Origin of the sequence: Pseudomonas sp. S150 (assembly GCF_004526365.1) — a bacterium.
In the GTDB taxonomy this organism is placed as follows: domain Bacteria; phylum Pseudomonadota; class Gammaproteobacteria; order Pseudomonadales; family Pseudomonadaceae; genus Aquipseudomonas; species Aquipseudomonas putida_A.
Genome location: NZ_CP038207.1, coordinates 1,122,421 through 1,145,748 on the forward strand (window position 1 = coordinate 1,122,421; position 23,328 = coordinate 1,145,748).

The window sequence follows — 23,328 nt, forward strand, 5'->3', positions numbered from 1 at the left end:
GCCCGCATGAGCGACATCCTTGCAGACAGCTTAGACGGCGTAGAACGCCGATCGCTGGCTGACTTCACCGAAAATGCCTACCTCAACTACTCCATGTACGTGATCATGGACCGTGCTCTGCCGCATATCGGCGACGGCCTGAAACCGGTACAGCGGCGCATCATTTATGCGATGAGCGAGCTGGGGCTGGACGCCGATTCCAAGCACAAGAAATCGGCGCGTACCGTCGGTGACGTGCTCGGCAAGTTCCATCCGCACGGCGATTCGGCGTGTTACGAAGCGATGGTGTTGATGGCCCAGCCGTTCAGCTATCGCTACACGCTGGTCGACGGCCAGGGCAACTGGGGTGCGCCGGACGATCCGAAGTCCTTCGCCGCCATGCGTTACACCGAAGCACGCCTGTCGCGCTATTCCGAAGTGCTGCTCAGCGAACTGGGCCAGGGCACCGCTGACTGGGGCCCGAATTTCGACGGCACCCTGCAGGAACCGCTGGTGTTGCCGGCACGTTTGCCGAACATCCTGCTCAACGGCACCACCGGCATCGCTGTCGGTATGGCCACCGACGTACCGCCGCACAATCTGCGCGAAGTCGCCACTGCCTGCGTGCGCTTGCTCGATGAGCCGAAAGCCACGGTCGAACAGCTCTGCGAACACATTCAAGGCCCGGACTATCCGACCGAAGCGGAAATCATCACGCCGCGTGCCGACCTGCTGAAAATGTACGAAACCGGCAAGGGCTCGGTACGCATGCGCGCCGTGTACCACGTCGAGGACGGCGACATCATCGTCACCGCGCTGCCGCACCAGGTCTCCGGGGCCAAAGTGCTGGAGCAGATCGCCGCGCTGATGCAGGCCAAGCCGTCGAAAGCACCGCAGATCGCTGACCTGCGTGATGAATCCGACCACGAAAACCCGTGCCGCATCGTGATCATTCCGGTCAACAGTCGCGTCGATCATGAAGCGCTGATGCAGCACCTGTTCGCCAGCACCGAGCTGGAGTCGACCTACCGGGTCAACGTCAACATCATCGGTCTGGACGGCAAGCCGCAGCTGAAAAACCTGCGGGCGTTGCTGGTCGAATGGCTGGAATTCCGCGTGCTGACCGTGCGTCGCCGCCTGCAATTCCGCCTCGACAAGGTCGAGCGTCGCCTGCACCTGTTGGACGGTTTGCTGATCGCCTACCTCAACCTGGATGAAGTGATCCACATCATCCGCACCGAGGAGCACCCGAAAGCCAAGCTGATCGAGCGATTTGCCCTCAGCGAGATCCAGGCCGACTACATCCTCGACACCCGCCTGCGGCAGTTGGCGCGTCTGGAAGAGATGAAGCTGCGCGACGAGCAAGACGAACTGCTCAAGGAACAGGCCAAGCTGCAAGCCCTGCTGGGCAGCGAAGCCAAGCTGAAGAAGCTGGTGCGCACCGAGCTGCTCAAAGACGCTGAAACCTATGGCGATGACCGTCGTTCGCCGATCGTCGAACGTGCTGAAGCGAAAGCGCTGACCGAACACGATCTGCTGCCGAACGAGAAAGTTACCGTCGTGCTGTCGGAAAAAGGCTGGATCCGTTCGGCCAAAGGCCATGACATCGATGCCACCGGCCTGTCGTATAAGGCGGGTGACGGCTTCAAGACCTCGGCGGCGGGGCGTTCCAACCAGTCTGCCGTGGTGATTGACTCCACTGGCCGCAGCTATTCGGTCGCCGCCCACACCTTGCCGTCGGCGCGTGGCCAGGGCGAACCGTTGACCGGGCGTCTGACCCCGCCACCGGGTGCGACCTTCGAGTGCGTGCTGATGCCGGAAGACGATGCGCTGTACGTGATCGCCTCCGACGCCGGTTACGGTTTCGTGGTCAAGGGCGAAGACCTGCAAGCCAAGAACAAGGCCGGTAAAGCCCTGTTGAGCTTGCCGAACAACGCCAAGGTGATCGCGCCGCGTCCGGTGACTGATCGCGAGAATGACTTGCTTGCCGCCGTGACAAGCGAGGGGCGGATGCTGGTCTTCAATATCAGCGATTTGCCGCAGCTGGCGAAGGGCAAGGGCAACAAAATCATCGGTGTGCCGGGTGACCGTGTCGCCAGCCGTGAAGAGTTTGTCACGGACATTGCTGTGATTCCCGCGGGGGCAACCTTGATCCTGCAAGCAGGCAAACGTCCGTATAAACTGAAAGCTGAAGACCTCGAACACTACAAAGGTGAGCGTGGACGGCGTGGCAACAAGCTTCCACGTGGCTTCCAGCGGGTCGATGCACTGCTCGTCGAAAACCTCAATTAGGCGAAAACGCCCATCTAGAGGCGTCGATCTACGATTTAACGCGTAGATCGACGCTTTGGCGCTGGAGTCGGAACGCATATTCACGGATGATATGGCCTTTCCAAGCGCCGGCGTGGCCGAGCGTTCTTCATATTTATTGAGTATTTTCACTGTGGTCAGCCTTGTGGCGGCCACCTGGACGGGATGATGACTGCTCTGCGCCCCCTTATTTTCCTGCTCGCCGGCGTTTTGGGCCTGGCGGGTTGCAGCGTTCACCAACCGGTGTCGCTGTATCAGCTGGACAGCGGAAGTCCGGCTCAGCCTGCGCAAAGCACAGGCATGGCGGTTTTGTTGGGTCCGGTAGTCATTGCTGATTACCTGCAACGTGAAACTTTGCTGCAACGTCAACCGGACGGCAGCCTGCAAGCCTCGACCGACGGTCGCTGGGCGGGCAGCCTTTCGTCGGATATCGATCAATTGCTGATGCGTCAGGTGGCCGGTCATCTGGACAGCCAGCGTGTGGTATTGGCACCCGCCACTCTGGGATTTGCCCCGGATGTGCAGGTATTGCTGACCATCACGCGTCTGGACTCCGGTGAGAAGCAACCGGCGATCCTCGATGCACAATGGCGTCTGATCGACCGTCGTGGTCAGGTGCGCGATAACCGCATCGTTCACCTGCAGGAGCTGCATGCCGGTACCACGGCTTCGCAGGTGCAGGCGCAGGGGATTCTGCTACAGCGTCTGGCCGAGCAGTTGTCGTTGGCGCTCAAGCCATTGGCCAACCAGCCTCCGGTGGCCGAAGCACCGCGTAAGGCAGCGCCTAAACCGGCAGCGCCGGCGGCGGATGCAGAGAAGCAGCCGAAGATCCCGATGGCTTCGCCGATTCGCACGGATATGGAAGTGTTCCGCTTCTGAGTCTGGTTCGAGTCAAAACAAAGCCCGCCTTGTGCGGGCTTTGTTGTGTCTGGGGGCTGGAAATCTTTGCCGTCAGTGCGGGCCTCTTCGCGAGCAAGCTCGCTCCCACAGGTCTTGAAGGTGTTCGCAAGGTCTGTGGCAGCCACCGTCCACTGTGGGAGCGAGCTTGCTCGCGAAAGGGCCGGTCAGGCAACAAAAAAGCCCGCAGACAATCACTTGTCTGCGGGCTTCTGTGCATCTGGCCTAAGGCTTACGCTCGGCGCTCATGCATCCGCGCCAGTTGTCGCTCGAGCACCGACGGATAAGGCTCCATCAACCGCTCGACACAGCAGGCCCCTTCAGGGCTGGCGATTGGGCGGATCCGCGCTCGCTGACGAATCAGCGCATCGTCACCGATCTTGCGCTCGACCAGCAGCAGGTTGCGACTGTGTTGCGACAGGGCCAGGGCATCCTGAGCCGAATCGGTCAGCAGCAGGTCGATCTGGCTCAGGCCGAACAGCTCGTCGCCCAGGGTCAGGCCCAGTTGCAATTGCAGGGTGATGCCGCTGTCGGCGACTTCGATCTGCAACTGATGGCCCAGCGCCCGCAGCAACTCGCCGCAGCAGATGGCGTTGGGTCAGGTAGTCGTCACCGCTGTCTTCGGTGTGGAACAGCATCAGGTGTGCTGCCATCGTTCAGGGTTTCGATTTCGCCCTGATACAGCGAAGCGGCCTGATCGAGACAATCGCGATAGCGCTCCAGCAACTCTTCCAGACGGGCACGCGGCAGGCGCCGCAGTTGCTCTTGCGAACCCAGCTGGATCGCCAGCACCGCGCTGTGCTGCGGCACGCTTGGTGTCGCTTTACGCGGCGCCGGAACAGCTTCGGTCAGCGACTCGTCGCGCAGATCGGCAAACGGATCTTCGTCGTCATCATCGTCTTCAACGGTGCTGACCACGTGGCGCGGCGCCGGTTTTTGCGCGGCCATCGGGCGGGTTTCGTCAAAGCTCGGGTCACGCAGGTTGCGCACTTCGAACTCTGGCTCATCCTCTTCCTCGAACTCGGGTTCCGGCTCTGGCTCAGGTTCAGGCGCAGGCTCCGGAGCGTAGTTGGCGTGCAGCTGACGCGCCAGATCGCCGATTTCGTCCTGACGATCTATGCCCGGCGTGTGTTCGTCGATGCGCCGCAGCCAGACGCGCAATTGCAGCAACGGCGTCGATAGATAGCGCCCCATGCGCAGGCTCAGGGCCAGCGACAAGGCCAGCAGGATCGCACTGAGAATGCCCATGCTCTGCAGGCTGATGGTCATCGGCTGCTGGAACTGATCCATGTCCAGGCTGATGCGCAGTTGCCCGGCAGTCACGTCCTGGAAGGTGATCTTGCTCTCGTACATGCCCTCGGCTTCGCCCAGCAGGCTGTGCTTGGGGCGCTGACCGGATTCGGCGAGGATGCGGTTGTCCACGCTATAGATAGCCGCGTGGGCCACCAGCTTGTTCTTGGTCAGGTTGTTGAGCAGCACGTTGAGGCTGAGGATGTCGTTGGACACCAACAGTTCAGTGGCAGAGGTGGCGGTCTGCGTGGTCAGGCTTTCGCCCAGCGCATCGGCCTGCTCGTGCATGGCCTGCTTGAACTGCAGGCCCATCACCCCGGCATAGATCACCAGGGCCAGAGCGACCAGGATCACGTTATGGCTGGCAATGCGCAATGCAATCGGCACACGGCGGTGGCGCAGTGCACGGAAGATCAGCAGGAAGAAGTTATCGGTTTTAACTGGCGTGGGCCGGTTCACTGAGCTCGGCTCTTTTGTCCGTGAAGTTGACGCGCAGTATAGCGACAGGCCCTAGACCGGCAAAGCGCTCGCGGTGCCCGATGGTCACTGAAAGTGGGTAGAATGCGGTTTTTTTCCAGTTGCGGGGGTGCGCGTTGCGCGAAATCGTCCTGATTAACATCACGGGAGTCGACCGTCCGGGTCTGACTGCGGCCATTACCGGCGTTCTGGCACAAGGTGGTGTGAACATTCTCGACATCGGTCAGGCGGTGATCCACGACACCCTGTCGTTCGGCATCCTGGTCGAGATTCCCGACTCCGAGCAAGGCAAAGCCGTGCTCAAGGACATCCTGTTCAAGGGCTACGAGCTCGACCAGCAGGTGCGCTTCACCCCGGTGTCCGAAGAGGATTACCAGCAATGGGTGGGCAATCAGGGCAAGAAACGCCACATCGTCACCCTGTTGACCCGCAAAGTGACCGCCGGCCAATTGCAGGCGGTCAGCTCGATCACCGCCAAATATGGCCTGAACATCGACCATATCGACCGTCTGTCGGGTCGCATGCCGCTGGACACTCCGGCGGACAAGGGCAAGGGCTGCATCGAGTTCTCCGTGCGTGGTGAAGCGGCTGATCCGCAGGCGCTGCGTGCCGAATTCCTCAGCGTTGCGCAGGAGCTGAACGTCGACATCGCCTTCCAGGAAGATTCGCTGTTCCGCCGCAACCGGCGTCTGGCGGTGTTCGACATGGACTCGACGCTGATCGAAGCTGAAGTCATCGACGAACTGGCCAAGGCCGCCGGTGTCGGTGAGCAGGTCTCGGCCATCACCGAGCGCGCGATGGCCGGCGAACTGGACTTCCGCGCCAGCTTCAAAGAGCGCCTGGCGCTGCTCAAGGGCCTGGATGTCAGCGTGCTGGACTCGATCGGCGCTTCGCTGCGCCTGACCGAAGGCGCGGAAACCCTGTTCGCCGAACTCAAGCGTCTGGGCTACAAGACCGCGATCCTGTCTGGCGGCTTCACTTACTTCGCCAAACAGCTGCAGGCCAAACTCGGCATCGACTACGTGTTCGCCAACGAACTGGAAGTGGTCGACGGCAAGTGCACCGGCGTGGCCATCGAGCCGATCGTTGATGCGCAGCGTAAAGCGGATCTGCTGAAGGAACTGGCGCACAAGGAAGGCTTGCGTCTGGAGCAGACCATCGCTGTGGGCGACGGCGCGAATGACCTGCCAATGCTGGCGATTGCCGGGCTGGGTGTGGCGTTCCGCGCCAAGCCGCTGGTCAAACAGTCGGCGAAGCAGGCGATTTCGACCTTGGGACTGGATGGCGTGCTGTATCTGCTGGGCTTTCGCGATCGCGACGGGCAGCTCTGATATCTCTGTAGTCTGAGCGGGCCCTTTCGCGAGCAAGCCCGCTCCCACATTGAACTCGGTCTCCTGTGGGAGCGGGCTTGCTCGCGAAGGGCTCAACCCGATCTAAAGCGATTTCCACAACGAATCGAAATCCTCCTCGCCCCCGCCATTCTGCGCGGCCTCCAGCGAGCGATAGGCAAACTGATTGAAACTGTGCGTACTCGCCACCCGTCGATCCAGCCCGGCGCGGTGTTCTTCGCCGTGGGTGTTGATCAGCACTTTATTGCCTTCCTGAAACGGCAGGCGCGGGGCGAGCAAGGTCGCGGGCAAGTCGATGGCGCTGATCTCCGGTAGCAGCAGACCGCGCAAATACTGACTGTGATCATCTCGCGAGCGCACCAGTTGCAAACCGCAAGGTTCGGCGTGTGGCGCCACCAGTTCTATGCCCATTTGCGGCCCGCTGCCGCGCACCTGACGAATCCAGCGCACCACCGCAATGCTCCAGCCCTGATTCGCACTGTCCTGAATTCCGAGCATTTCCCCGGCCTGCAATTCGGCGGGTACTTCGCTCGGCCACGCCAGACAATAGCCGCCGGGACTGTGGTTGATCACCGGCAAACTGTAGGTCGGATAGTGTGGAGGGCTGTCGGTGTTGCTCTCGTCTTCGCCCAGATGGTCGTACTGGATTTCTTCGTACGGCAGCAACTCTTCAGTCTCGCCCTGCGGTGCGGCGTCGAAGGCCTGGCTCCAGCTGTCCTTTTCGCCCTGGACCACGACGCGACTGAAGTTGGCCGCGCGAGCACCGGGATGTTTCAGCAGTTCGCTGAAGCTGCGTTCGCCGCCCAGGTAAAAGTGCAGGGCGCTCATGCCGACGCACACGGTCAGGCTGCCTTGACCGGCGGTGCGCTGAAAACTGCGCTCGGCGGCCTGGCCCCAACTGGCGTGCAAATGTTGCAGGGTATCGAGGCTCAGTCCTGCCGGGACCGGTAGCGGCGTCGACGTCTCCTGCTGCAGTAAATGCGCTTCGATCATGTTCACCAGCGGTTGCGGATCGAAGCCCAGCAATGCGCCCTGTTGTTCTTTGCGAAACATGCTGCGGTAGCGCGGGCCAGCGTCCAGTTCAGCGCTGATGGCGAACAGTCCATCCTGCGGGCTGCCGGGATGCAGCTTGAGCAGGGCACTCCACGGCTCCAGCACTTCGGCCAGCCGGGCGATCTGGTTCTGGCGCAATTGATTGCAACGGGCGCTGCCCAGCAGCAGGGCGGCAATGTAGGTCTGTTCCAGGCTCAGTTCGCTGCTCAGGCTCGCCAGATCGTCATGCACCCGACGCTGTTGCAACTGCAAGGCGCAAGCGCAGCGATACAACTGATGCAGCTCGAACCACAGATGTTCCGGCGGCGGGCTGTACAGCTGCGTCGCCCGCAGCAGTTGCCCCTTGAGCGCATGCGCGGCCCGTTGCAGGGCCTGACTGACCAGCGCCGCACGATCCTTGTGGTACTTGGGGACAATGCGCAGAACGATCTGCTTGTAGCCGATAGCCAGATGACTTTGCAGCGCCTGACACAGGTTGCTGATCTTGCGCGAACGGTCATCGAGCATGATCGCCTGATGCAGGAAATGCCGCTCCAGATGCTGGCAGACGAAGTAAACCTCAGGGCGCAGCAGTTCGAGGAGTTGCAGGCGATTGTCACTGGGGGTGAGCAATTGGTTGAGTTCGCCCAGGCCTTGATACAACTGGCGGGCGGTTTCGCCGATGTTGGCCTTGGGCAGGCCGGCGATCCAGCGCTTGAGATCGCGCGGGGTGGCTTCGCAGAACGACAGGCGCGTTTGCGTCGGGATCGAGGCGCGCAGGGAGGGTTGGGGGCGTGACTCACTCATGCCGTGACTGGCTCCAGCGGCGAAATTGGCAACACCAAGAACTCTAGCAGCTGTGGTCTGTTTCGCCGGATGGCATCAGGCTTTTTGACCGCTGGACTGCTGGCCGGATGCCATTCAACAAGCCCTACTAGTCTCTCAGGCGTGCGATCGGAAACGCACGGTTGCACGGCCTGCCGTCAACCTCGGGCAGGTCTCCCGAAACTTCAAGGAGATGAGGTTCATGTCTAAATATGCAGTGGCAAATCAATGGGGCGGTAGTTCGGCACCGTGGCATCCGGGTGGAACCTGGGTGCTGGGCGGGCGGGACAACCAGCAAGTCGTCGCCATCGAGATCAAGTCGGGCGATGGCGGCAAAAGCTTCACCGGCACCATGACTTACGCCGGCGAAGGCCCGATTGGCTTCAAGGCGCAGCGCACCGGTCAAAATCAATACAACGTCGAGAACCAGTGGGGTGGCAATGATGCCCCATGGCATCCGGGCGGCAAGTGGGTGATCGGTGGCCGGGACAATCAGAACGTTGTCGCGTTGAGCGTCACTTCCAGCGATGGAGGGAAAAACCTCAGTGGCACCAATACCTACGCCAACGAAGGGCCGATCGGCTTCCGTGGGCAGATAGAGTAACGGCGCCTCCCAGGTCGTGTCCGCCCCTTCACAGACGTGTGAAAGGGCGGATCAGCCGGCTCAGGCCGTCGGCAGGGCCAGGGCCTGGCCCATTTGCACTGGCGAACCCGCTACCAGTTCTTCAGCCCACTTCACTTGATCCGGGCCAAACAGCACGATCGCCGTCGAACCCAGCTTGAAGCGCCCCAGTTCCGCACCTTTTTCCAGATGAATCGGCGCACGGGCGGCTTCGTCGTAGCGGAAGGTTTTCAGTTCGCGCTTCGGTGGGGTGACCAGACCGGCCCACACGGTTTCGATCGAGGCGACGATCATCGCGCCGACCAGCACCACGGCCATCGGCCCGCGTTCGGTGTCGAAAATGCATGCTACACGCTCGTTGCGGGCGAACAGCTCCGGAACGTTTTCCGCAGTGGTCTGGTTGACCGAGAAGATCCGGCCCGGGATGTAGACCATCTCGCGCAGGGTGCCGGCCAGCGGCATGTGCACGCGGTGATAATCCTTCGGCGACAGGTAAATGGTGGCGAAGTCGCCGCCCATGAACGGCGCGGCATTCGCCGTGTCACCGCCCAGCAGTTCCAGCACGCTGAAGCTGTGGCCCTTGGCCTGGAACACCCGACCGTGTTCGATCGGGCCGAGCTGGCTGACCGCACCGTCGGCCGGGCTGAGGATCGCGCCCGGAGTCTGGTCCAGTGGCCGCGCGCCGTCTTTCAGGGCTCGGGTGAAGAACGCGTTGAAGTGCTCATAGGCGGTCAGGTCTTCGACCAGCGCTTGCGACATGTCCACCTGATAACGCTTGGCGAACCACTGGGTGAAGGCATTCTTGAACCAGCGCACGCGGCACTCGGCGACGCAACCGGCCAGGCGCGACAGCAGGTGATGAGGCAGCAGGTACTGGCTGAGGATAAACAGACGCTCTTTCATTAGTTGTCCTTAGAACCTTGAATCTCGACAGGCGTGTCAGGGTGGTTGCCCCATTCGCCCCAGGAACCGGCGTAGCCCTTGACCCGCGGATAACCGAGGGACTTGGCCACCAGATAAGTGAAGCCCGACCGGTGATGGGTCTGGCAGTGGGTAATGATTTCTTTGTCCTTGGTGATCCCGAGGTCTTCGAGGATCTGCGGCATGTCCGTGCGAATCCGCAATTGACGCGCCTTGTCCATGCCGGCGGTCCATTCGAAGTTCACCGCGCCGGGGATGTGTCCACCCTTGGCGGCCAGCACTTTCTCACCGGAATATTCTAGCGGCCCGCGTGCGTCCCAGATCGCCAGATCGGCGGCGCCGAGACGGCTTTGCAGGTATTCGCGGGTTGCCGTCGGCTCGTCGTGCAGGGTCAGCGCCACCGGGCCGCCCACCGCAGGCGGCACCTGGATCGACATCGGCATGCCGGCTTCCAGCCACGCCGGCAGACCGCCGTCGACGTAGTGGTATTTGTCGTGACCGATCACGTCGAGCAGCCAGATGAAACGCCCGGCCCAGCCACCGCCCTCGTCGTCATAGACCACGTAGACCGCGTCTGGACGATGGCCCAACTCACCGAACAACGCTTCCAGATCCGCTTTGGCCGGCAGCAGCCCCGGCGCCGGCGGCTGGCCGAGCTGGGTGCGCTTGGGGTCGACAAAACGTGCGCCGGGCAGATGGCCCTCGGTATAGCGGGCGGCACTGGTCAGGTCCACCAGAATCAGTTCGCTGGCATCCAGCCGAGGGAGCAGGTCGCTCGGTTCGATGACGAGCGGCAAGCCAGAGAAGTCAGACATGTGAGGTCTCCAGAGCACAAAGGGGGGGATTGTAGCGCAGCCTCATCGGCCACGGCTGCTAAAGCTGTGCAGGGCCTTTTCGATGCACTGCGCGGTTTTGCCGAAAGCCTGCACGCTGATGTCGGCGAACGGCCCACCGCCCTGGTCGGCGACGACGATCATGATCACCCGGCCGTTATTGACCAGCGAACGCAGGAACAGATGCTCGCCACGGAACAGCGCACGCAGGCCCGGCGGCAACAATGCGGAAAATTGTGCGTTGTTCTCGGGGTTGATCCGCACCTGTGCCTGTTGTGCGAGCAGGCGCTGCAAGACTTTGCTCTGACTGACGACAAAATTCAGCGCGGCGGCTTCCTTCGGCAAACCGAAGGTCTGGTTCACCCGCAGATTCGATTGCGTGCGGTCGGCCATCAGAATCATCACCCGGCGCATGCCGCTGGCGACCAGCGCATCACGGGCGGCGACGGTCAGGCTCATGGCATTGGTGAAGCGACTTGGCTCGGCCAGCAGTTCGGCGCATTGCCGGCGCCATTGAGTCAGATCCTCGGCATTCGGCGCCGCCGCCGGCAGCATCCCGGCCGGCAAGCGATGGGTGCCCCATGGCCATAATAATGAAACGGCCGGGTGCCACAGATCGGGCATGGCATGCTGGCGCGCACTGTTGGCGGCTTGCTGGTGCAACTGCTGCTGCACTTCGTCCATCGAGATTTGCAGATAAAGGCTGGTCAGGTACTGCCAGCGCTCGCTGTGCGGACTGTCCCAGGCCTGTTGCGCCGACAGCGCCAGGCCGTTGGCCAGCAACACGGTGTTGGCCGGCTGATTGAGCCAGCGGCGCAGGGTCGGATCGTCGTCGAGGCGATTCTGCTGGCGCAGCGGGTGTTCGCTGTCGCGGGCGATACGCAGGACTTTCACCAGTTCGCGCTGTTCGCTGAGCAGCAGTTTATAACCCTGCTGCACCCAGATCGGCAGGTGCCAGACTTGTACCAGCGCTTCGGCGATTTTCAGCAGGCGCACGCCAAACAGTTGCTTCTCGACCGTGCGTGCCGATTCGCCCTTGTGGATAACCCGCAGCTCCCACTCTTCGAGCAATTCGGGAAACGTCAGCGCCAGCGGCCATAACGGCGACAGAAACAACAGGCTGCCCCAGTGGATGTCCTGCCACAGGCGCGCCAGGCGACTGGCAAAAAAACCGTTGGCCTGTTGTGTCGCGTGCTGGCTGATCATCTGCAGTTGGCGCAAGGCCTTGGGGATCTGCATCTGCGGTTCGACGGGCAGACGTGCGAGCAATTCTTCGGTACGCGCCAGGCCCAGACGGTTGATCGCCACCTCGAGATTTTCCGCCGGAGCGGCCATGGTGCCGTGGGTGTGACGATTTGCCTCACGGATGATGCTCAAGGCCAGCGCCGGACTGTCCTGCATCAGGTCGGCGATATCGCGCAACGAGCTGCGGTTGTCGCGGATCGCCCGGCAAACCTTGTCGTGCGCCTCTTGCGGCACGGGCAGGCGCACGCCATCGAGCAGTTTGACCCAGCCCTCGAGCGTGGTCGGTTTTGCGTGTGGGACGTTCGTTTCATTAGCCATGTCTGGACGAGATCTTCACTGACTGTAGACGCGCCCGGCATGGGCTAAATTGGCTTTTCGCCTGAACTGGCTATAGTCTGGCGCAGTTTTGCCGATAAGTAGAAGAAGAGATTTTTTAACTTCCGAATATGACCTTGAACCCGACTTAAATAAGTACTTTCTACCTATGGCTAAAATTATCGGCATCATCGTCGTATTCGCGAGCGTGCTCGGCGGATACGTGCTCTCCCACGGCAAAATTGCCGCCCTGATCCAGCCCTTCGAGGTGATGATCATCGGTGGTGCGGCCCTCGGTGCATTCCTCCAGGCCAACCCCGGTTACATGACGATGCACGTGCTCAAGAAATCCCTGAGCATGTTCAGTTCGCGCTTCAGCCACACGTTCTATCTGGAAGTGCTCGGCCTGATCTACGAGATCCTCAACAAGAGCCGCCGCGAAGGCATGATGGCCATCGAAGGCGACATCGAAGACGCTGCCGCAAGCCCGATCTTCGCCAAGTACCCGGCCGTGCTCAAAGACGAACGCATGACCGCGTTCATCTGCGACTACCTGCGCATCATGTCCTCCGGCAACATGGCTCCGCATGAGCTGGAAGGCCTGTTCGACATGGAACTCTACAGCCTCAAGGAAGACCTCGAGCACCCGTCCCATGCGGTGAACGGCATCGCCGACGCCATGCCCGGTTTCGGTATCGTCGCGGCGGTACTGGGTATCGTGGTGACCATGGCGTCCCTGGGTGAAGGCGATCAGAAGTCCATCGGTCTGCACGTGGGTGCGGCACTGGTCGGTACCTTCTTCGGTATTCTCGCGGCCTACGGCTTCTTCGGGCCGTTGGCGCATTCCCTGGCGCACGATGCCAAGGAAGAACTGAACGTCTACGAAGCCATCAAGGCCTCGCTGGTGGCGTCGGCTTCCGGCATGCCGCCATCGCTGGCCGTGGAGTTCGGGCGCAAGGTTCTGTACCCGGCGCACCGTCCAAGCTTTGCCGAGCTGGAACAAGCCGTTCGCGGTCGCTAAGCCATGGAAAATAATCAGCCGATAATCATCAAGCGCGTCAAGCGCATAGCCGGTGGGCACCACGGCGGGGCGTGGAAAATCGCCTTCGCCGACTTCGCCACGGCGATGATGGCGTTCTTCCTGGTGTTGTGGCTGCTGTCCACCGCAACGCCTGAGCAAAAGATCGCCATCGCCGGTTACTTCAAGGACCCGGTCGGCTTCTCCGAAAGTGGCACGCCGTACATCATTGATCTGGGCGGCACGCCGACCCTGGCGCCGGAAAACACCCTCAACCCTGAGGTGAAGTCGCAGCCGCAACCGGACAAGGTCACGGTCGACACCGAGCAGGTCGAAGGCATGGCCGAGCAGGTCGAGAAAGAACGCCTGGAGCTGTTGCTGCAAGAACTGCAGAACAAGGTCGACGAGAACCCGCAGCTGCAGAAGTTCAAGGATCAGATCCTGTTCGAGATCACCCCGAACGGCTTGCGCATTCAGATCATGGACGCGGAAAACCGGCCGATGTTCGACTCAGGTTCCGCACGCCTGAAGCCGTACTTCGAAGACATCCTGCTGGCCATGGCCGACACCATCAAAGCGGTGCCGAACAAGATCAGCATCAGCGGCCACACCGACGCCAAGCCGTACACCGGCACCGGCGATTTCGGCAACTGGGAACTCTCGGCCAACCGTGCCAACGCCGCGCGGCGTGCGCTGGTGGCAGGCAGCTATCCGGATTCGCAGGTGGCGCGGGTCGTCGGTTACGCCTCGTCGGCGCTGTTCGACAAGGAAAACCCGTTCAACCCGGTCAACCGCCGCATCGACATTGTGGTCCTGACCAAAAAGGCCCAGGCGGCCATCGAAGGTTCGCAAGGTGCCGACGCGGCCAAGCCAGCCGCCGAAGGTCAGAACGGCGCCGCTCCGGCGACGCCGGTCGATCCGAACGCGCTGCCGGCGGATCAGCAACCTGTGCCGGCGCACGAGTTGCGCGAACGCTTGAACCTGTTCGACGACGCCGCACCGAAACCGGCAGTGCCGGGGACTGCGGCGCCAGCGCCAACAGCTCCGCCAGCCGCTGCGCCGGCCCCTGCGCCGAAGCAGTGAGCGACAAAAAGCCGACAGTGATGTCGGCTTTTTTGTGGCTGTCGATTGGTCTCAGAAACCGCGCCGAATCCGGTTCTTCAGTTGTTCATGGAAAAGATCGGCGTTGCGCTTATAGGTGCCGCTGAAGGATTCGTTGCTCGAATCCAGCGTCATCGAGCGCTTGCTCGATACTTCTTCACGATAGGCATCGATGAAGAAATTCAGATCACTGGCCGTGCTCAGCTTCGGCCACTTGTCCAGATACTCCGGCAGCTTTGCCGGCCCGGTGCGGAACGAGCAGATCCGGCGGTTGCTGATCGTCGCTTCGCCGATTTCGAACGGCACCCACCACGACAACGCGGTTTTCTCCGAAACCACTGCCAGCAGGTGCGTGCATTCGGTGATGTTGCGGGTGATCACCCCGGTGATGTCGTCGGTGGTCTGCGACTCCGGGTCGAGTACGTCGAGGTAAGTCTTGATGTTGGCCTGCATCAATTGCGCATTGATCGCCATGGCTTGCGGACGATCGATGTGGCGGTAGCTGATGAATACGGGCATCAGAAGTGTCCTTTGAGGGCGAGTTCACGGTAATAGGCGCCGAGCGCCGTGAGGCGGCAGCCAGTGGAGTGAATGGCGGCGTAGTACATGTGTTCGGCGTCGACCGGTTCGATCAGGCTGTGGCGATTGCACATTTGCAGTTGCTTGAAAATGTCGCCGTGCTCGGGGTCGAACAGCGCTTCGGTGGGCTCGTAGCTGGGATCGAGTCTGAAAACGAAGCTCGGCTCCGGGAACCAGTCCTTGAGTTTGCGCAGGGTTTCCTCGGCAATCAGCGGCGCGACCTCGCGCAGCGGTACGAACTGCGAGACATTGGTCTTGAATACCGGACGCTGTTCCCAGGCGCCCAGCGCATTGTCGACAAATGAGTAAACGCTACCGGGGGTGACCTTGCCGAGTACGTTGGCAGCGCCACCGTGCAGCGCTTGCAGCAACAGATCCGTGAATACGCCATGACCGCGACTTTCCAGGGCGTACTGTTCTTTTTTGCAGGCCGTGAGAATGGTCACGCCTTCGCCGATCACACTGCTGCCGCCACGCAGATTGCGCATGGCGCCTGCTGCGCCGGCCTGGCAGCAATCGAGAATGATGATTTTGTTCTTGATGTGCGGGGCCTTGTCCGCCCATTCCAGAATGTCGCTGATGCGGATCCCGTCTCCGCCAGGCTGATAGTCCTGGGGAATCAGGAGTCCTTCGTCGATGCTGGTGTCAAACTGACCATGGCCGGCGAAGTACAGCAGTGCCACGTCACAATCGCCTGAGAACAGGCTCTGGATCTGCTGTTTCATGTGGCTGAGCGTGAGTTTTTCTTCGGCTGAAGTCAGCACTTTGCTGCTGAAGTTCGGTCGCCCGTTGGCATGACGCTCCAGCACCGACGCCATGGCCATGGCGTCGTTGTTACAGCCGCTCAAGGGCGAGACGTGGTCGTAGTGGTTGATGCCGATAAACAGTCCCTTGCGCATGGTTACACCGCCGTGTGCTGACGGATCGCACCGATGATGCTGTTGGTGTTCCACGCGCATTCGGCGTGCGCCGCCTCACGCACGACAGTGGAAATGCGCTCGGCGCCGAACGGCTTGATCGCGATGATCACTTTGTCCATGCGCTTGGCGATCTCGATTTCCTTGTTGATCCACTTGCTGTAAGTCGAATACATCCCGGCCATGATCAGCACCGCCGAGCACGGGCGAATCTTGTTTTCGATGGCTTCCTCGAGCTGCTTGTCGGTCTGCGCGCCCATGATCGGGTTGTGCGGCGGCACGGAAAAATTCTTGAAACTGAAATCCGGTCTGGCGCCGAGCAGGCGCACCAGATTGTCGTGAGCGTGGGCGTAGTTCCACGAATGGCTGATGAACAAATGGTAGGTCTGCATGGGGTTCCTCGAAGGTCGCGAAGGTGCGAAGGAGGACCCCAATCTAGGCATCTGACGCGAGCCTACAAGGGCTGGGCGGTGAAAGAGAAATGTCCTGCAAACAGGTGCGAACGAGTCTGTCAGAAGAGTCTGACGTTTAACGGAATCGAGGATTTGTCAGGCGCGGTCCCACATCCGGCAGCCCTCGGACGAGGGGCTGCCGGTGCAGCTGTTTAGTAGCCGTTTTCCGGCAGACTGGCGATGATCGAGCGGTAGCTGTTCATCCGCTGCTGCTGCACGCGGCCGTCTTCCAGGGCCTTGAGCAGTGCGCAACCCGGTTCGCGATCGTGTTTGCAGTCGCGGAAGCGGCAGGTGCCGAGCAGGTCATTGAACTCGATGAAACCGGCTTCGACGTCGGCGCGGCTGACGTGGCCCAGACCGAACTCACGGATACCCGGGGAGTCGATTAACTCGCCGCCGCCCGGGAAGTGGAACAGGCGTGCGGTGGTCGTGGTGTGCGTGCCCTGACCGGACAGCTCCGACAACGGGCCGACACGGGTTTCGACTTCCGGCAGCAGGCTGTTGACCAGCGACGACTTGCCGACGCCGGACTGGCCGACGAACACGCTGATGCGCCCGTCGAGCTGCTTCTGCAACTGTTCCATGCCATTGCCGTGATGCGCCGAGACTTCCAGCACCGGATAACCCAGCGTGCGGTACACCGCCAGCAGGGCGTTGAGTGCCGGGGCGTTCTGCTCGTCGATCAGGTCGAACTTGTTCAGCAACAGCAACGGGCGGATGCCGGCGTGTTCGGCAGCGACCAGGTAGCGGTCGATCAGGTTGGCATGCGGCTCGGGCAGCGGCGCGAAGACGATGACGATCATGTCTACGTTGGCGGCGACCGGCTTGAGCTGGCCACGGCTGTCCGGGCGGCAGAGTTCGGTGCTGCGCGGCAGTTGCGCGACGATCACCCCGATGCCCTGGTTGCCGGCGCGCCAGACTACCCGATCACCGGTCACCAGCGCCGGCAGGTTGGCGCGCAAGTGGCAACGGAAAACCTGGCCGGCTTGTTCGCCGTCCACAGCCTCGACTTCGACCTGCACACCGAAGTGGGCGATCACCAGGCCGTGTTGCTCGGGGCCGAGGTCGCCGCCCTCGAGGGCTTCGACCGCCGAGGACTCGCGTTTGGCGGCGCGGGCGGCGCGCTCGCCCTGAATCTTTTCGATGCGCCAGTTTTGACGACGATTGAGTTGGCGTTTGGCCATGGGTGTTCCGTCTGAAGAATGCAGCGATTAGGTAAAACGGCCGCGAGTTTAGCACGCCCGGGCACCGGCCTAGGCTAAACTGCGCAGCATTGCCTAGGAGCCCGAATATGCAAAACCCGCAGAACCTGATCTGGATCGACCTGGAAATGACCGGTCTGGATCCGGAAAACGACGTCATCATCGAAATGGCCACCATCGTCACCGACAGTGACCTGAACACCCTGGCCGAAGGCCCGGTGATCGCCATTCACCACAGTGACGAAGTGCTCGCCCGCATGGACGAGTGGAACACCCGCACCCACGGCAACTCGGGCCTGACCCAGCGCGTGCGTGACAGCCGTATCAGCATGGCCGAGGCCGAGGCCGAAACCATCGCTTTCCTCGAGAAATGGGTACCGAAGGGCAAGTCGCCGATCTGCGGCAACAGCATCTGCCAGGATCGTCGCTTCCTTTATACCCACATGAAGGCACTGGAAAGCTACTTTCACTACCGCAACCTCGACGTGTCGACACTCAAAGAGCTGGCCGCACGCTGGGCACCGGACGTGCGCGACAGCTTCAAGAAGGGCAGCACTCACCTGGCGCTGGACGACATCCGCGAGTCGATCGCCGAGCTGCAGCACTACCGCAAGCATTTCATCAAGTTCTGATTGAGGGGTGTCTGCCCTGACGTCTTCGCGAGCAAGCCCGCTCCCACAATTTGGAATGCGTCCCCCCTGTGGGAGCGGGCTTGCTCGCGAAGAGGGCGTCAGAGTCCCGTAAGATTCAAGTCAGAAATGCATCCCGGAGCGCGCCCCCTTCTGGTGCGGCGCTGAAATGGCTAGACTGCGCGCCTTCCTGCCAGGACCGCCGCCATGTTGCTGATGCTCTATCTGATCGCCATTACCGCTGAAGCCATGACCGGCGCGCTGTCTGCCGGGCGGCGCGGCATGGACTGGTTCGGGGTGGTGTTGATCGCCTGCGTCACTGCATTGGGCGGCGGTTCGGTGCGCGATGTGTTACTCGGGCATTATCCGCTGACGTGGGTCAAGCACCCGGAATACCTGGTGCTGACTTCGGCCGCCGCGATGCTCACTGTATTCACCGCACGCTGGATGCGTCACCTGCGCTCATTGTTTCTGGTGCTCGATGCGGTCGGTCTGGTGGCGTTCACCCTGATCGGCTGCATGACCGCGTTGGAAATGGGCCACGGCATGCTGGTGGCCTCGGTCAGTGGGGTGATCACCGGCGTCTTCGGCGGCATCCTGCGTGACATCTTCTGCAACGACATCCCGCTGATCTTCCGCCGCGAACTGTACGCCAGCGTCTCGTTCGCCGCCGCGTGGTGCTACATGCTCTGCCTGTACCTGAATGTGCCGAGCGAGCAGGCGATTCTGATCACTTTGTTCGGCGGTTTTCTGTTGCGGTTGCTGGCGATTCGGTTCCACTGGGAAATGCCCAAGTTTGTCTACAACGACGCGCCTTGACGTTCAGCGTGCTGTCTCAGCGCCCACTCGACATGTTCACGCACCAGCTCTGATGGGTAGTCACGGCGCGCCTTCAAGGCCTCCAGCACCGGAATGCTCGACGGCGCGTTGCCCAGCCCGACCGCCAGATTGCGCAACCAGCGTTCGTAACCGGCGCGGCGCAGCGGCGAACCCTCGGTGCTGCTGAGGAATTTGTCCTCGTCCCACATGAACAGCTCCGCCAGTTCGGCGTTGTCCAGGTTGTGCCGTGGCTTGAAATCGCTTTCCCCGGATGGCTTGGCGAAGCGGTTCCACGGGCAGACGATCTGGCAGTCGTCGCAGCCGAACACGCGGTTGCCGATCAGCGGGCGCAGGTCTTCGGGGATGGCGTTTTTCAGTTCGATGGTCAGGTAGGAGATGCAGCGCCGGGCGTCCAGCACATAGGGGCCGACGAAGGCGTTGGTCGGGCAGATGTCCAGGCACGCGGTGCAGCGCCCGCAATGTTCGCTGCTGTGCGGTTCGTCCACCGGCAGCGGCAGATCGACAAACAGTTCGCTCAAGAAGAAATAACTGCCGGCCTTTCGGTTCAGTACCAAAGTGTTTTTGCCGATCCAGCCCAGCCCGGCCTGCTCGGCGATGGCTTTTTCCAGCACCGGGGCGCTGTCGACGAAGGCGCGAAAACCGAACGGGCCGATCTCCGACTGAATCTTGTCAGCCAATTGCTGCACACGTTTACGGATCAATTTGTGGTAATCGCGGCCCAAGGCATAACGCGAAACGTAGGCTTTCTCCGGTTGCGCGAGCATTTGCGCCATTTGCGTGTCGCCGGGCAGGTAGTCCATGCGCAGCGAAACCACGCGTAACGTACCCGGAACCAGTTGCTCCGGATGCGAGCGTTTACTGCCGTGGGCGCCCATGTAATCCATTTCGCCGTGGTAGCCGGCGGCGAGCCAGCGCTCCAGGTGCTGCTCATGCTCGGCCAGGTCCAGACCGCTGATGCCGACTTGCTGGAAGCCCAGCTCGCGGCCCCAATCCTTGATCGATTGGGCGAGGGCGGGCAGATCTGTGGTGATGGCGGACATGAGGCGAGAGAAACCGGAGCTGAGGTGCGTATAATTCTGCCAGACATCGGAGCCCGAAGACGCATGCCGCACACGAAAGATGAATTACCCGACGCGCTGTATGGCGCTGCACAGGTGCGAGCACTCGATGCGCGGCTGATCGCTGCGGGCACGCCGGGCTTCGAATTGATGCAGCGCGCCGCGCACGCGACCTGGCGTGCATTGGTGCGGCAATGGCCGTCGGCGAGCGAAATGACTGTGCTTGCCGGGCATGGCAACAACGCCGGTGATGGTTTTCTGATCGCCGCGCTGGCGCACCGGGCCGGGTGGGCGGTGCGGGTGCTGGCCGTCGGTGATCCGCAACGTTTGCAGGGCGATGCAGCACAGGCTTATGCGCAGGCCATCAACGATGGCGTCGCCGTGCAGGGTTGGGCCGCGCAAAGCGAGCTGCGCGGGGTGATTGTCGATTCCTTGCTCGGCACCGGGCTGGCCGGCGATGTCCGTGAACCGTATGCCGCTGCAATCAAGGCGATCAATGCCAGTGGCCTGCCGGTGGTGGCGGTGGATATTCCTTCCGGACTGTGTGCCGATACCGGACATGTCCTCGGCATTGCGGTTCACGCTGACCTTACCGTGACTTTCATCGGCTTGAAGCTCGGCCTGTTCACCGGGGATGCGGCGGATCAGGTCGGGGCGTTGGTGTTTAACGATCTGCAAGCCGCCGCCGACATTTACCGTGACATTCCTGTCAGCGCTCTGCGTCTCTCGGCGGCTAATCTTCCACGATTGGCCCCGCGTGCGCCCGCTGCACACAAAGGGCGCTTCGGGCACTTGCTGCTGATCGGCGGCGATCAGGGTTTTGGCGGGGCGATTCTGCTCAGTAGCGAAACGGCCTTGCGCAGCGGCGCCGGAATGGTGTCGCTGGCAACCCGTTCGGAACATGTCCCGGCAGCGCTGACGCGAATCCCGGAAGTCATGGTGCTCGGCACGTCGTCGGCCAATCAGTTGATGGGGCTGCTGGAAAAGGTTTCGGTGCTGGTGGTTGGTCCGGGACTCGGGCAGGCGAGTTGGGGGCGGGCGCTGTTATCCGCTGCTGCCAATGCGCCGCTGCCACAGGTTTGGGACGCCGACGCATTGAATCTGCTGGCGAGCGGATTTGTCAGTCTGCCCAAGGAATGCGTGATCACCCCGCATCCGGGCGAGGCGGCGCGCCTGCTGGGCGTGAGTACCGCTGAGGTGCAGGCAGATCGTCCGGCCGCCGCGCGGGCGTTGAGCAAAAAATACTCGGCCGTCGTCGTGCTCAAAGGCGCCGGCAGCCTGATCGCCCACCCCGATGGGCGTCTGGCGCTGTGTCATCAAGGCCATCCGGCCATGGCAACCGCCGGCCTGGGCGACGTACTCGCCGGCTTGACTGGCGCGTTGTTGGCCCAAGGCATGAACGGCTTCGATGCCGCCTGCCTGGCCGTCTGGCTGCACGCCAATGCCGGCGCGCAACAAGGTAAATTCGGCCGTGGGCTGGCGGCCAGTGATCTGATTCCAGTCATTCGTCAGTTGTTGGAGGAGCATGCACCGTGTCTGAAGTAACCCTGTACCTGGCCGATGAACAGGCCATGAGCGACTTTGGCGCACGGATCGCCCGCATTACCCAGGGTCACGGCCTGATTTTCCTGGAAGGCAATCTGGGCATGGGCAAAACCACCCTGTCGCGGGGCATCATTCGTGGGTTGGGGCATGTCGGCGCGGTAAAAAGTCCGACCTTCACCTTGGTCGAACCCTACGAGATCGGTGATGTGCGCGCCTTCCACTTCGACCTGTATCGCCTGGTCGATCCGGAGGAGCTGGAGTTTCTCGGCATCCGCGACTATTTCGAAGACGACGCACTGTGCCTGATCGAGTGGCCCGATAAAGGTGCAGGCTTTTTGCCAAAGCCTGACCTGACCATTACCATTAGCCCGCAAGACAGCGGGCGTTCGCTGAAAATTTTATCCCAGGGCTCGCGTGGCGAGGCCTGGTGTGCCGCTTTGGCATTGGAATCCAATTAAATGATGGGGTTAGGTATGCGCTTTCGCGCGTTGGTGGCTGCCGTTGGACTGATGTTGATGGCAGTAACCGTCAACGCTGTGGCCGAGACAAAGGTCAACAGCGTGCGCCTGTGGCGGGCGCCGGACAACACGCGACTGGTCTTCGACCTGAGCGGTCCGGTGCAGCACAGCGTCTTCACCCTGACCGCACCGGATCGGCTGGTGATCGACATCAATGGCGCCACCCTGGGGGCGCCGTTAAAGGTCTCGACTGCTAACACGCCGATCACCGCGATGCGCTCGGCCCAGCGCACGCCGACCGATCTGCGAGTGGTCATCGACCTGAAAAAAGCCGTCACCCCGAAAAGTTTCTCGCTGGCGCCGAACGCGCAATATGGCAACCGTCTGGTGGTCGACCTGTTCGACAACCCGGCCGATGCCGCGCCGCCGCCTGCGCCAACGCCATCGGTCGCCACCGTGCCGGCAGTGCCGGTGACACCGTCTGAACCGGCGATCAAGTTGCCACCGGCCCCGGCCGGCAAGCGCGACATCATTGTGGTGATCGACGCCGGTCACGGCGGCGAAGACCCGGGTGCGTCCGGCTCGCGCGGCCAGCGTGAGAAAGACGTGGTGCTGCAGATCGCCCGCGAGCTGCAGCGTCAGGTCAACGGCATGAAAGGTTTCCGCGCCGAACTGACCCGTACCGGCGACTACTTCATCCCGTTGCGCGGCCGTACCGAAATTGCCCGCAAGAAGGGCGCCGACCTGTTCGTTTCGATCCACGCCGACGCTGCGCCGTCTGCGGCAGCCTTCGGTGCCTCGGTGTTTGCCCTGTCTGATCGCGGCGCGACATCCGAGACCGCCCGTTGGCTGGCCGACAGCGAAAACCGTTCCGACCTGATCGGTGGTGCCGGCAACGTCAGCCTCGACGACAAGGACCGCATGCTCGCCGGCGTACTGCTTGACTTGTCGATGACCGCATCGCTGACTTCCAGCCTCAACGTCGGCCAGAAAGTCCTGACCAACATCGGTCGCGTGACTCCGTTGCACAAGCAGCGCGTGGAGCAGGCCGGGTTCATGGTGTTGAAGTCGCCGGACATCCCGTCGATCCTCGTCGAAACCGGCTTCATCTCCAACGCCAACGAGGCGAACAAACTATCGGCTTCAAGCCACCAGCAGGCGCTGGCGCGTTCGATCAGCAGCGGCGTGCGCCAGTTCTTCCAGCAGAATCCGCCACCGGGCACCTACATTGCCTGGCTGCGTGACTCCGGCAAGATCGCCCAAGGCCCGCGCGATCACCGCGTGAGCCCGGGCGAGACGCTGGCGATGATCGCCGTGCGTTATCAGGTGTCCCCCGCGACGCTGCGCAGTGCCAACAATCTAAGTAGCGATGAGCTGAAGATCGGCCAGCACCTGACCATTCCCGGCACCGAACTGGCGTCCAAAGAATGAATC

General features: G+C 61.8%; 20 protein-coding genes and 1 pseudogene. 11 read left to right on the forward strand and 10 right to left on the reverse strand.

Annotation, left to right across the window (positions count from 1 at the left end):
* Positions 1–6: 6 nt before the first annotated feature.
* The gene (gene parC / locus E3Z29_RS05170; RefSeq protein ID WP_047600727.1) at positions 7–2,271 is read left to right on the forward strand and encodes a DNA topoisomerase IV subunit A; all 2,265 of its coding nucleotides are present in this window, start codon (positions 7–9) and stop codon (positions 2,269–2,271) included.
* Positions 2,272–2,457: 186 nt separating this feature from the next.
* Complete coding sequence (locus tag E3Z29_RS05175; protein WP_134785296.1) at positions 2,458–3,168, forward strand: membrane integrity-associated transporter subunit PqiC; 711 nt, start codon at positions 2,458–2,460, stop codon at positions 3,166–3,168.
* 250 nt (positions 3,169–3,418) lie between these two features.
* Here the strand turns inward: E3Z29_RS05175 and E3Z29_RS05180 are convergent.
* Positions 3,419–4,935: pseudogene (locus tag E3Z29_RS05180) on the reverse strand (AhpA/YtjB family protein).
* A 134-nt stretch (positions 4,936–5,069) separates the two neighbouring features.
* Between E3Z29_RS05180 and serB the strand changes: the two are divergent.
* On the forward strand, positions 5,070–6,284 hold the full coding sequence (gene serB, locus E3Z29_RS05185) for a phosphoserine phosphatase SerB (RefSeq protein ID WP_007967407.1): 1,215 nt from the start codon (positions 5,070–5,072) through the stop codon (positions 6,282–6,284).
* A 102-nt stretch (positions 6,285–6,386) separates the two neighbouring features.
* Here the strand turns inward: serB and E3Z29_RS05190 are convergent, their stop codons facing one another.
* A complete protein-coding gene (locus E3Z29_RS05190) occupies positions 6,387–8,141 on the reverse strand; it encodes a molecular chaperone (RefSeq protein ID WP_134785297.1) in 1,755 nt (584 codons plus the stop codon).
* Between the two features lie 220 nt (positions 8,142–8,361).
* Here E3Z29_RS05190 and E3Z29_RS05195 point away from each other — a divergent pair, with 220 nt between their 5' ends.
* Positions 8,362–8,763: a hypothetical protein gene (locus E3Z29_RS05195; protein WP_027611401.1), complete on the forward strand. Its 402-nt coding sequence runs from the start codon at positions 8,362–8,364 to the stop codon at positions 8,761–8,763.
* A 60-nt stretch (positions 8,764–8,823) separates the two neighbouring features.
* Here E3Z29_RS05195 and asd read toward each other — a convergent pair whose 3' ends face one another.
* From asd to E3Z29_RS05210, 3 genes are read right to left on the reverse strand one after another with little or no spacing between them, the layout of a single operon-like run.
* Positions 8,824–9,684, reverse strand: coding sequence for an archaetidylserine decarboxylase (gene asd, locus E3Z29_RS05200; protein ID WP_027611402.1), 861 nt, complete (start codon positions 9,682–9,684; stop codon positions 8,824–8,826).
* Positions 9,684–10,517 (reverse strand): thiosulfate sulfurtransferase, encoded by an 834-nt coding sequence (rhdA, locus tag E3Z29_RS05205; RefSeq protein ID WP_134785298.1) that lies wholly within the window; start codon positions 10,515–10,517, stop codon positions 9,684–9,686. Before rhdA ends, asd begins: the two co-directional genes overlap by 1 nt.
* 42 nt (positions 10,518–10,559) lie before the next feature.
* Positions 10,560–12,098 carry an HDOD domain-containing protein gene (locus E3Z29_RS05210; RefSeq protein ID WP_098966923.1) on the reverse strand — a complete coding sequence of 513 codons (1,539 nt, stop codon included), beginning with the start codon at positions 12,096–12,098 and terminating at the stop codon, positions 10,560–10,562.
* A 166-nt stretch (positions 12,099–12,264) separates the two neighbouring features.
* On the opposite strand from E3Z29_RS05210, the gene motA reads away from it, so the two are divergent.
* Both motA and motB read left to right on the forward strand, forming a co-directional pair.
* Positions 12,265–13,116: a flagellar motor stator protein MotA gene (gene motA / locus E3Z29_RS05215; protein WP_007952169.1), complete on the forward strand. Its 852-nt coding sequence runs from the start codon at positions 12,265–12,267 to the stop codon at positions 13,114–13,116.
* 3 nt (positions 13,117–13,119) lie between these two features.
* Complete coding sequence (motB, locus tag E3Z29_RS05220; protein WP_134785299.1) at positions 13,120–14,196, forward strand: flagellar motor protein MotB; 1,077 nt, start codon at positions 13,120–13,122, stop codon at positions 14,194–14,196.
* 51 nt (positions 14,197–14,247) lie between these two features.
* Here the strand turns inward: motB and E3Z29_RS05225 are convergent, their stop codons facing one another.
* The 4 genes from E3Z29_RS05225 to rsgA form a co-directional block, all read right to left on the reverse strand.
* Positions 14,248–14,733, reverse strand: a complete 486-nt coding sequence (locus E3Z29_RS05225; RefSeq protein WP_134785300.1) for a toll/interleukin-1 receptor domain-containing protein — start codon at positions 14,731–14,733, stop codon at positions 14,248–14,250.
* On the reverse strand, positions 14,733–15,692 hold the full coding sequence (locus E3Z29_RS05230; RefSeq protein ID WP_098966926.1) for a caspase family protein: 960 nt from the start codon (positions 15,690–15,692) through the stop codon (positions 14,733–14,735). Before E3Z29_RS05230 ends, E3Z29_RS05225 begins: the two co-directional genes overlap by 1 nt.
* Before the next feature lie 2 nt (positions 15,693–15,694).
* Positions 15,695–16,102 (reverse strand): TIR domain-containing protein, encoded by a 408-nt coding sequence (locus tag E3Z29_RS05235; RefSeq protein WP_134785301.1) that lies wholly within the window; start codon positions 16,100–16,102, stop codon positions 15,695–15,697.
* A 212-nt stretch (positions 16,103–16,314) separates the two neighbouring features.
* A complete protein-coding gene (gene rsgA / locus E3Z29_RS05240; RefSeq protein ID WP_003221096.1) occupies positions 16,315–17,346 on the reverse strand; it encodes a small ribosomal subunit biogenesis GTPase RsgA in 1,032 nt (343 codons plus the stop codon).
* A gap of 107 nt (positions 17,347–17,453) precedes the next feature.
* Between rsgA and orn the strand changes: the two genes are divergently transcribed.
* Together orn and E3Z29_RS05250 are read left to right on the forward strand one after the other, a co-directional pair.
* Positions 17,454–17,996 carry an oligoribonuclease gene (gene orn, locus E3Z29_RS05245; protein ID WP_003221098.1) on the forward strand — a complete coding sequence of 181 codons (543 nt, stop codon included), beginning with the start codon at positions 17,454–17,456 and terminating at the stop codon, positions 17,994–17,996.
* 204 nt (positions 17,997–18,200) lie between these two features.
* On the forward strand, positions 18,201–18,812 hold the full coding sequence (locus tag E3Z29_RS05250) for a trimeric intracellular cation channel family protein (protein WP_003221099.1): 612 nt from the start codon (positions 18,201–18,203) through the stop codon (positions 18,810–18,812).
* Here E3Z29_RS05250 and queG read toward each other — a convergent pair.
* A complete protein-coding gene (gene queG, locus E3Z29_RS05255) occupies positions 18,794–19,873 on the reverse strand; it encodes a tRNA epoxyqueuosine(34) reductase QueG (RefSeq protein ID WP_134785302.1) in 1,080 nt (359 codons plus the stop codon). The genes E3Z29_RS05250 and queG overlap by 19 nt on opposite strands.
* Before the next feature lie 63 nt (positions 19,874–19,936).
* Here queG and E3Z29_RS05260 point away from each other — a divergent pair, with 63 nt between their 5' ends.
* From E3Z29_RS05260 to E3Z29_RS05270, 3 genes are read left to right on the forward strand one after another with little or no spacing between them, the layout of a single operon-like run.
* Positions 19,937–21,436, forward strand: coding sequence for an NAD(P)H-hydrate dehydratase (locus E3Z29_RS05260; protein WP_134785303.1), 1,500 nt, complete (start codon positions 19,937–19,939; stop codon positions 21,434–21,436).
* Positions 21,424–21,894, forward strand: coding sequence for a tRNA (adenosine(37)-N6)-threonylcarbamoyltransferase complex ATPase subunit type 1 TsaE (tsaE, locus tag E3Z29_RS05265; protein WP_098966932.1), 471 nt, complete (start codon positions 21,424–21,426; stop codon positions 21,892–21,894). The genes E3Z29_RS05260 and tsaE overlap by 13 nt, the downstream gene beginning before the upstream one ends.
* 51 nt (positions 21,895–21,945) lie before the next feature.
* Entirely contained in the window at positions 21,946–23,325 is a 1,380-nt protein-coding gene (locus E3Z29_RS05270; protein WP_371260346.1) for an N-acetylmuramoyl-L-alanine amidase, read from the forward strand.
* Positions 23,326–23,328 lie beyond the last annotated feature (3 nt).

Coding starts and splice junctions, on each gene's coding strand:
- parC (WP_047600727.1), top strand. CDS start 7: ATGAGCGACATCCTTGCAGACAGCTTAGACGGCGTAGAACGCCGATCG.
- E3Z29_RS05175 (WP_134785296.1), top strand. CDS start 2,458: ATGACTGCTCTGCGCCCCCTTATTTTCCTGCTCGCCGGCGTTTTGGGC.
- E3Z29_RS05190 (WP_134785297.1), bottom strand. CDS start 8,141: ATGAGTGAGTCACGCCCCCAACCCTCCCTGCGCGCCTCGATCCCGACG.
- E3Z29_RS05195 (WP_027611401.1), top strand. CDS start 8,362: ATGTCTAAATATGCAGTGGCAAATCAATGGGGCGGTAGTTCGGCACCG.
- asd (WP_027611402.1), bottom strand. CDS start 9,684: ATGAAAGAGCGTCTGTTTATCCTCAGCCAGTACCTGCTGCCTCATCAC.
- rhdA (WP_134785298.1), bottom strand. CDS start 10,517: ATGTCTGACTTCTCTGGCTTGCCGCTCGTCATCGAACCGAGCGACCTG.
- E3Z29_RS05210 (WP_098966923.1), bottom strand. CDS start 12,098: ATGGCTAATGAAACGAACGTCCCACACGCAAAACCGACCACGCTCGAG.
- motA (WP_007952169.1), top strand. CDS start 12,265: ATGGCTAAAATTATCGGCATCATCGTCGTATTCGCGAGCGTGCTCGGC.
- motB (WP_134785299.1), top strand. CDS start 13,120: ATGGAAAATAATCAGCCGATAATCATCAAGCGCGTCAAGCGCATAGCC.
- E3Z29_RS05225 (WP_134785300.1), bottom strand. CDS start 14,733: ATGCCCGTATTCATCAGCTACCGCCACATCGATCGTCCGCAAGCCATG.
- E3Z29_RS05230 (WP_098966926.1), bottom strand. CDS start 15,692: ATGCGCAAGGGACTGTTTATCGGCATCAACCACTACGACCACGTCTCG.
- E3Z29_RS05235 (WP_134785301.1), bottom strand. CDS start 16,102: ATGCAGACCTACCATTTGTTCATCAGCCATTCGTGGAACTACGCCCAC.
- rsgA (WP_003221096.1), bottom strand. CDS start 17,346: ATGGCCAAACGCCAACTCAATCGTCGTCAAAACTGGCGCATCGAAAAG.
- orn (WP_003221098.1), top strand. CDS start 17,454: ATGCAAAACCCGCAGAACCTGATCTGGATCGACCTGGAAATGACCGGT.
- E3Z29_RS05250 (WP_003221099.1), top strand. CDS start 18,201: ATGTTGCTGATGCTCTATCTGATCGCCATTACCGCTGAAGCCATGACC.
- queG (WP_134785302.1), bottom strand. CDS start 19,873: ATGTCCGCCATCACCACAGATCTGCCCGCCCTCGCCCAATCGATCAAG.
- E3Z29_RS05260 (WP_134785303.1), top strand. CDS start 19,937: ATGCCGCACACGAAAGATGAATTACCCGACGCGCTGTATGGCGCTGCA.
- E3Z29_RS05270 (WP_371260346.1), top strand. CDS start 21,946: ATGTTGATGGCAGTAACCGTCAACGCTGTGGCCGAGACAAAGGTCAAC.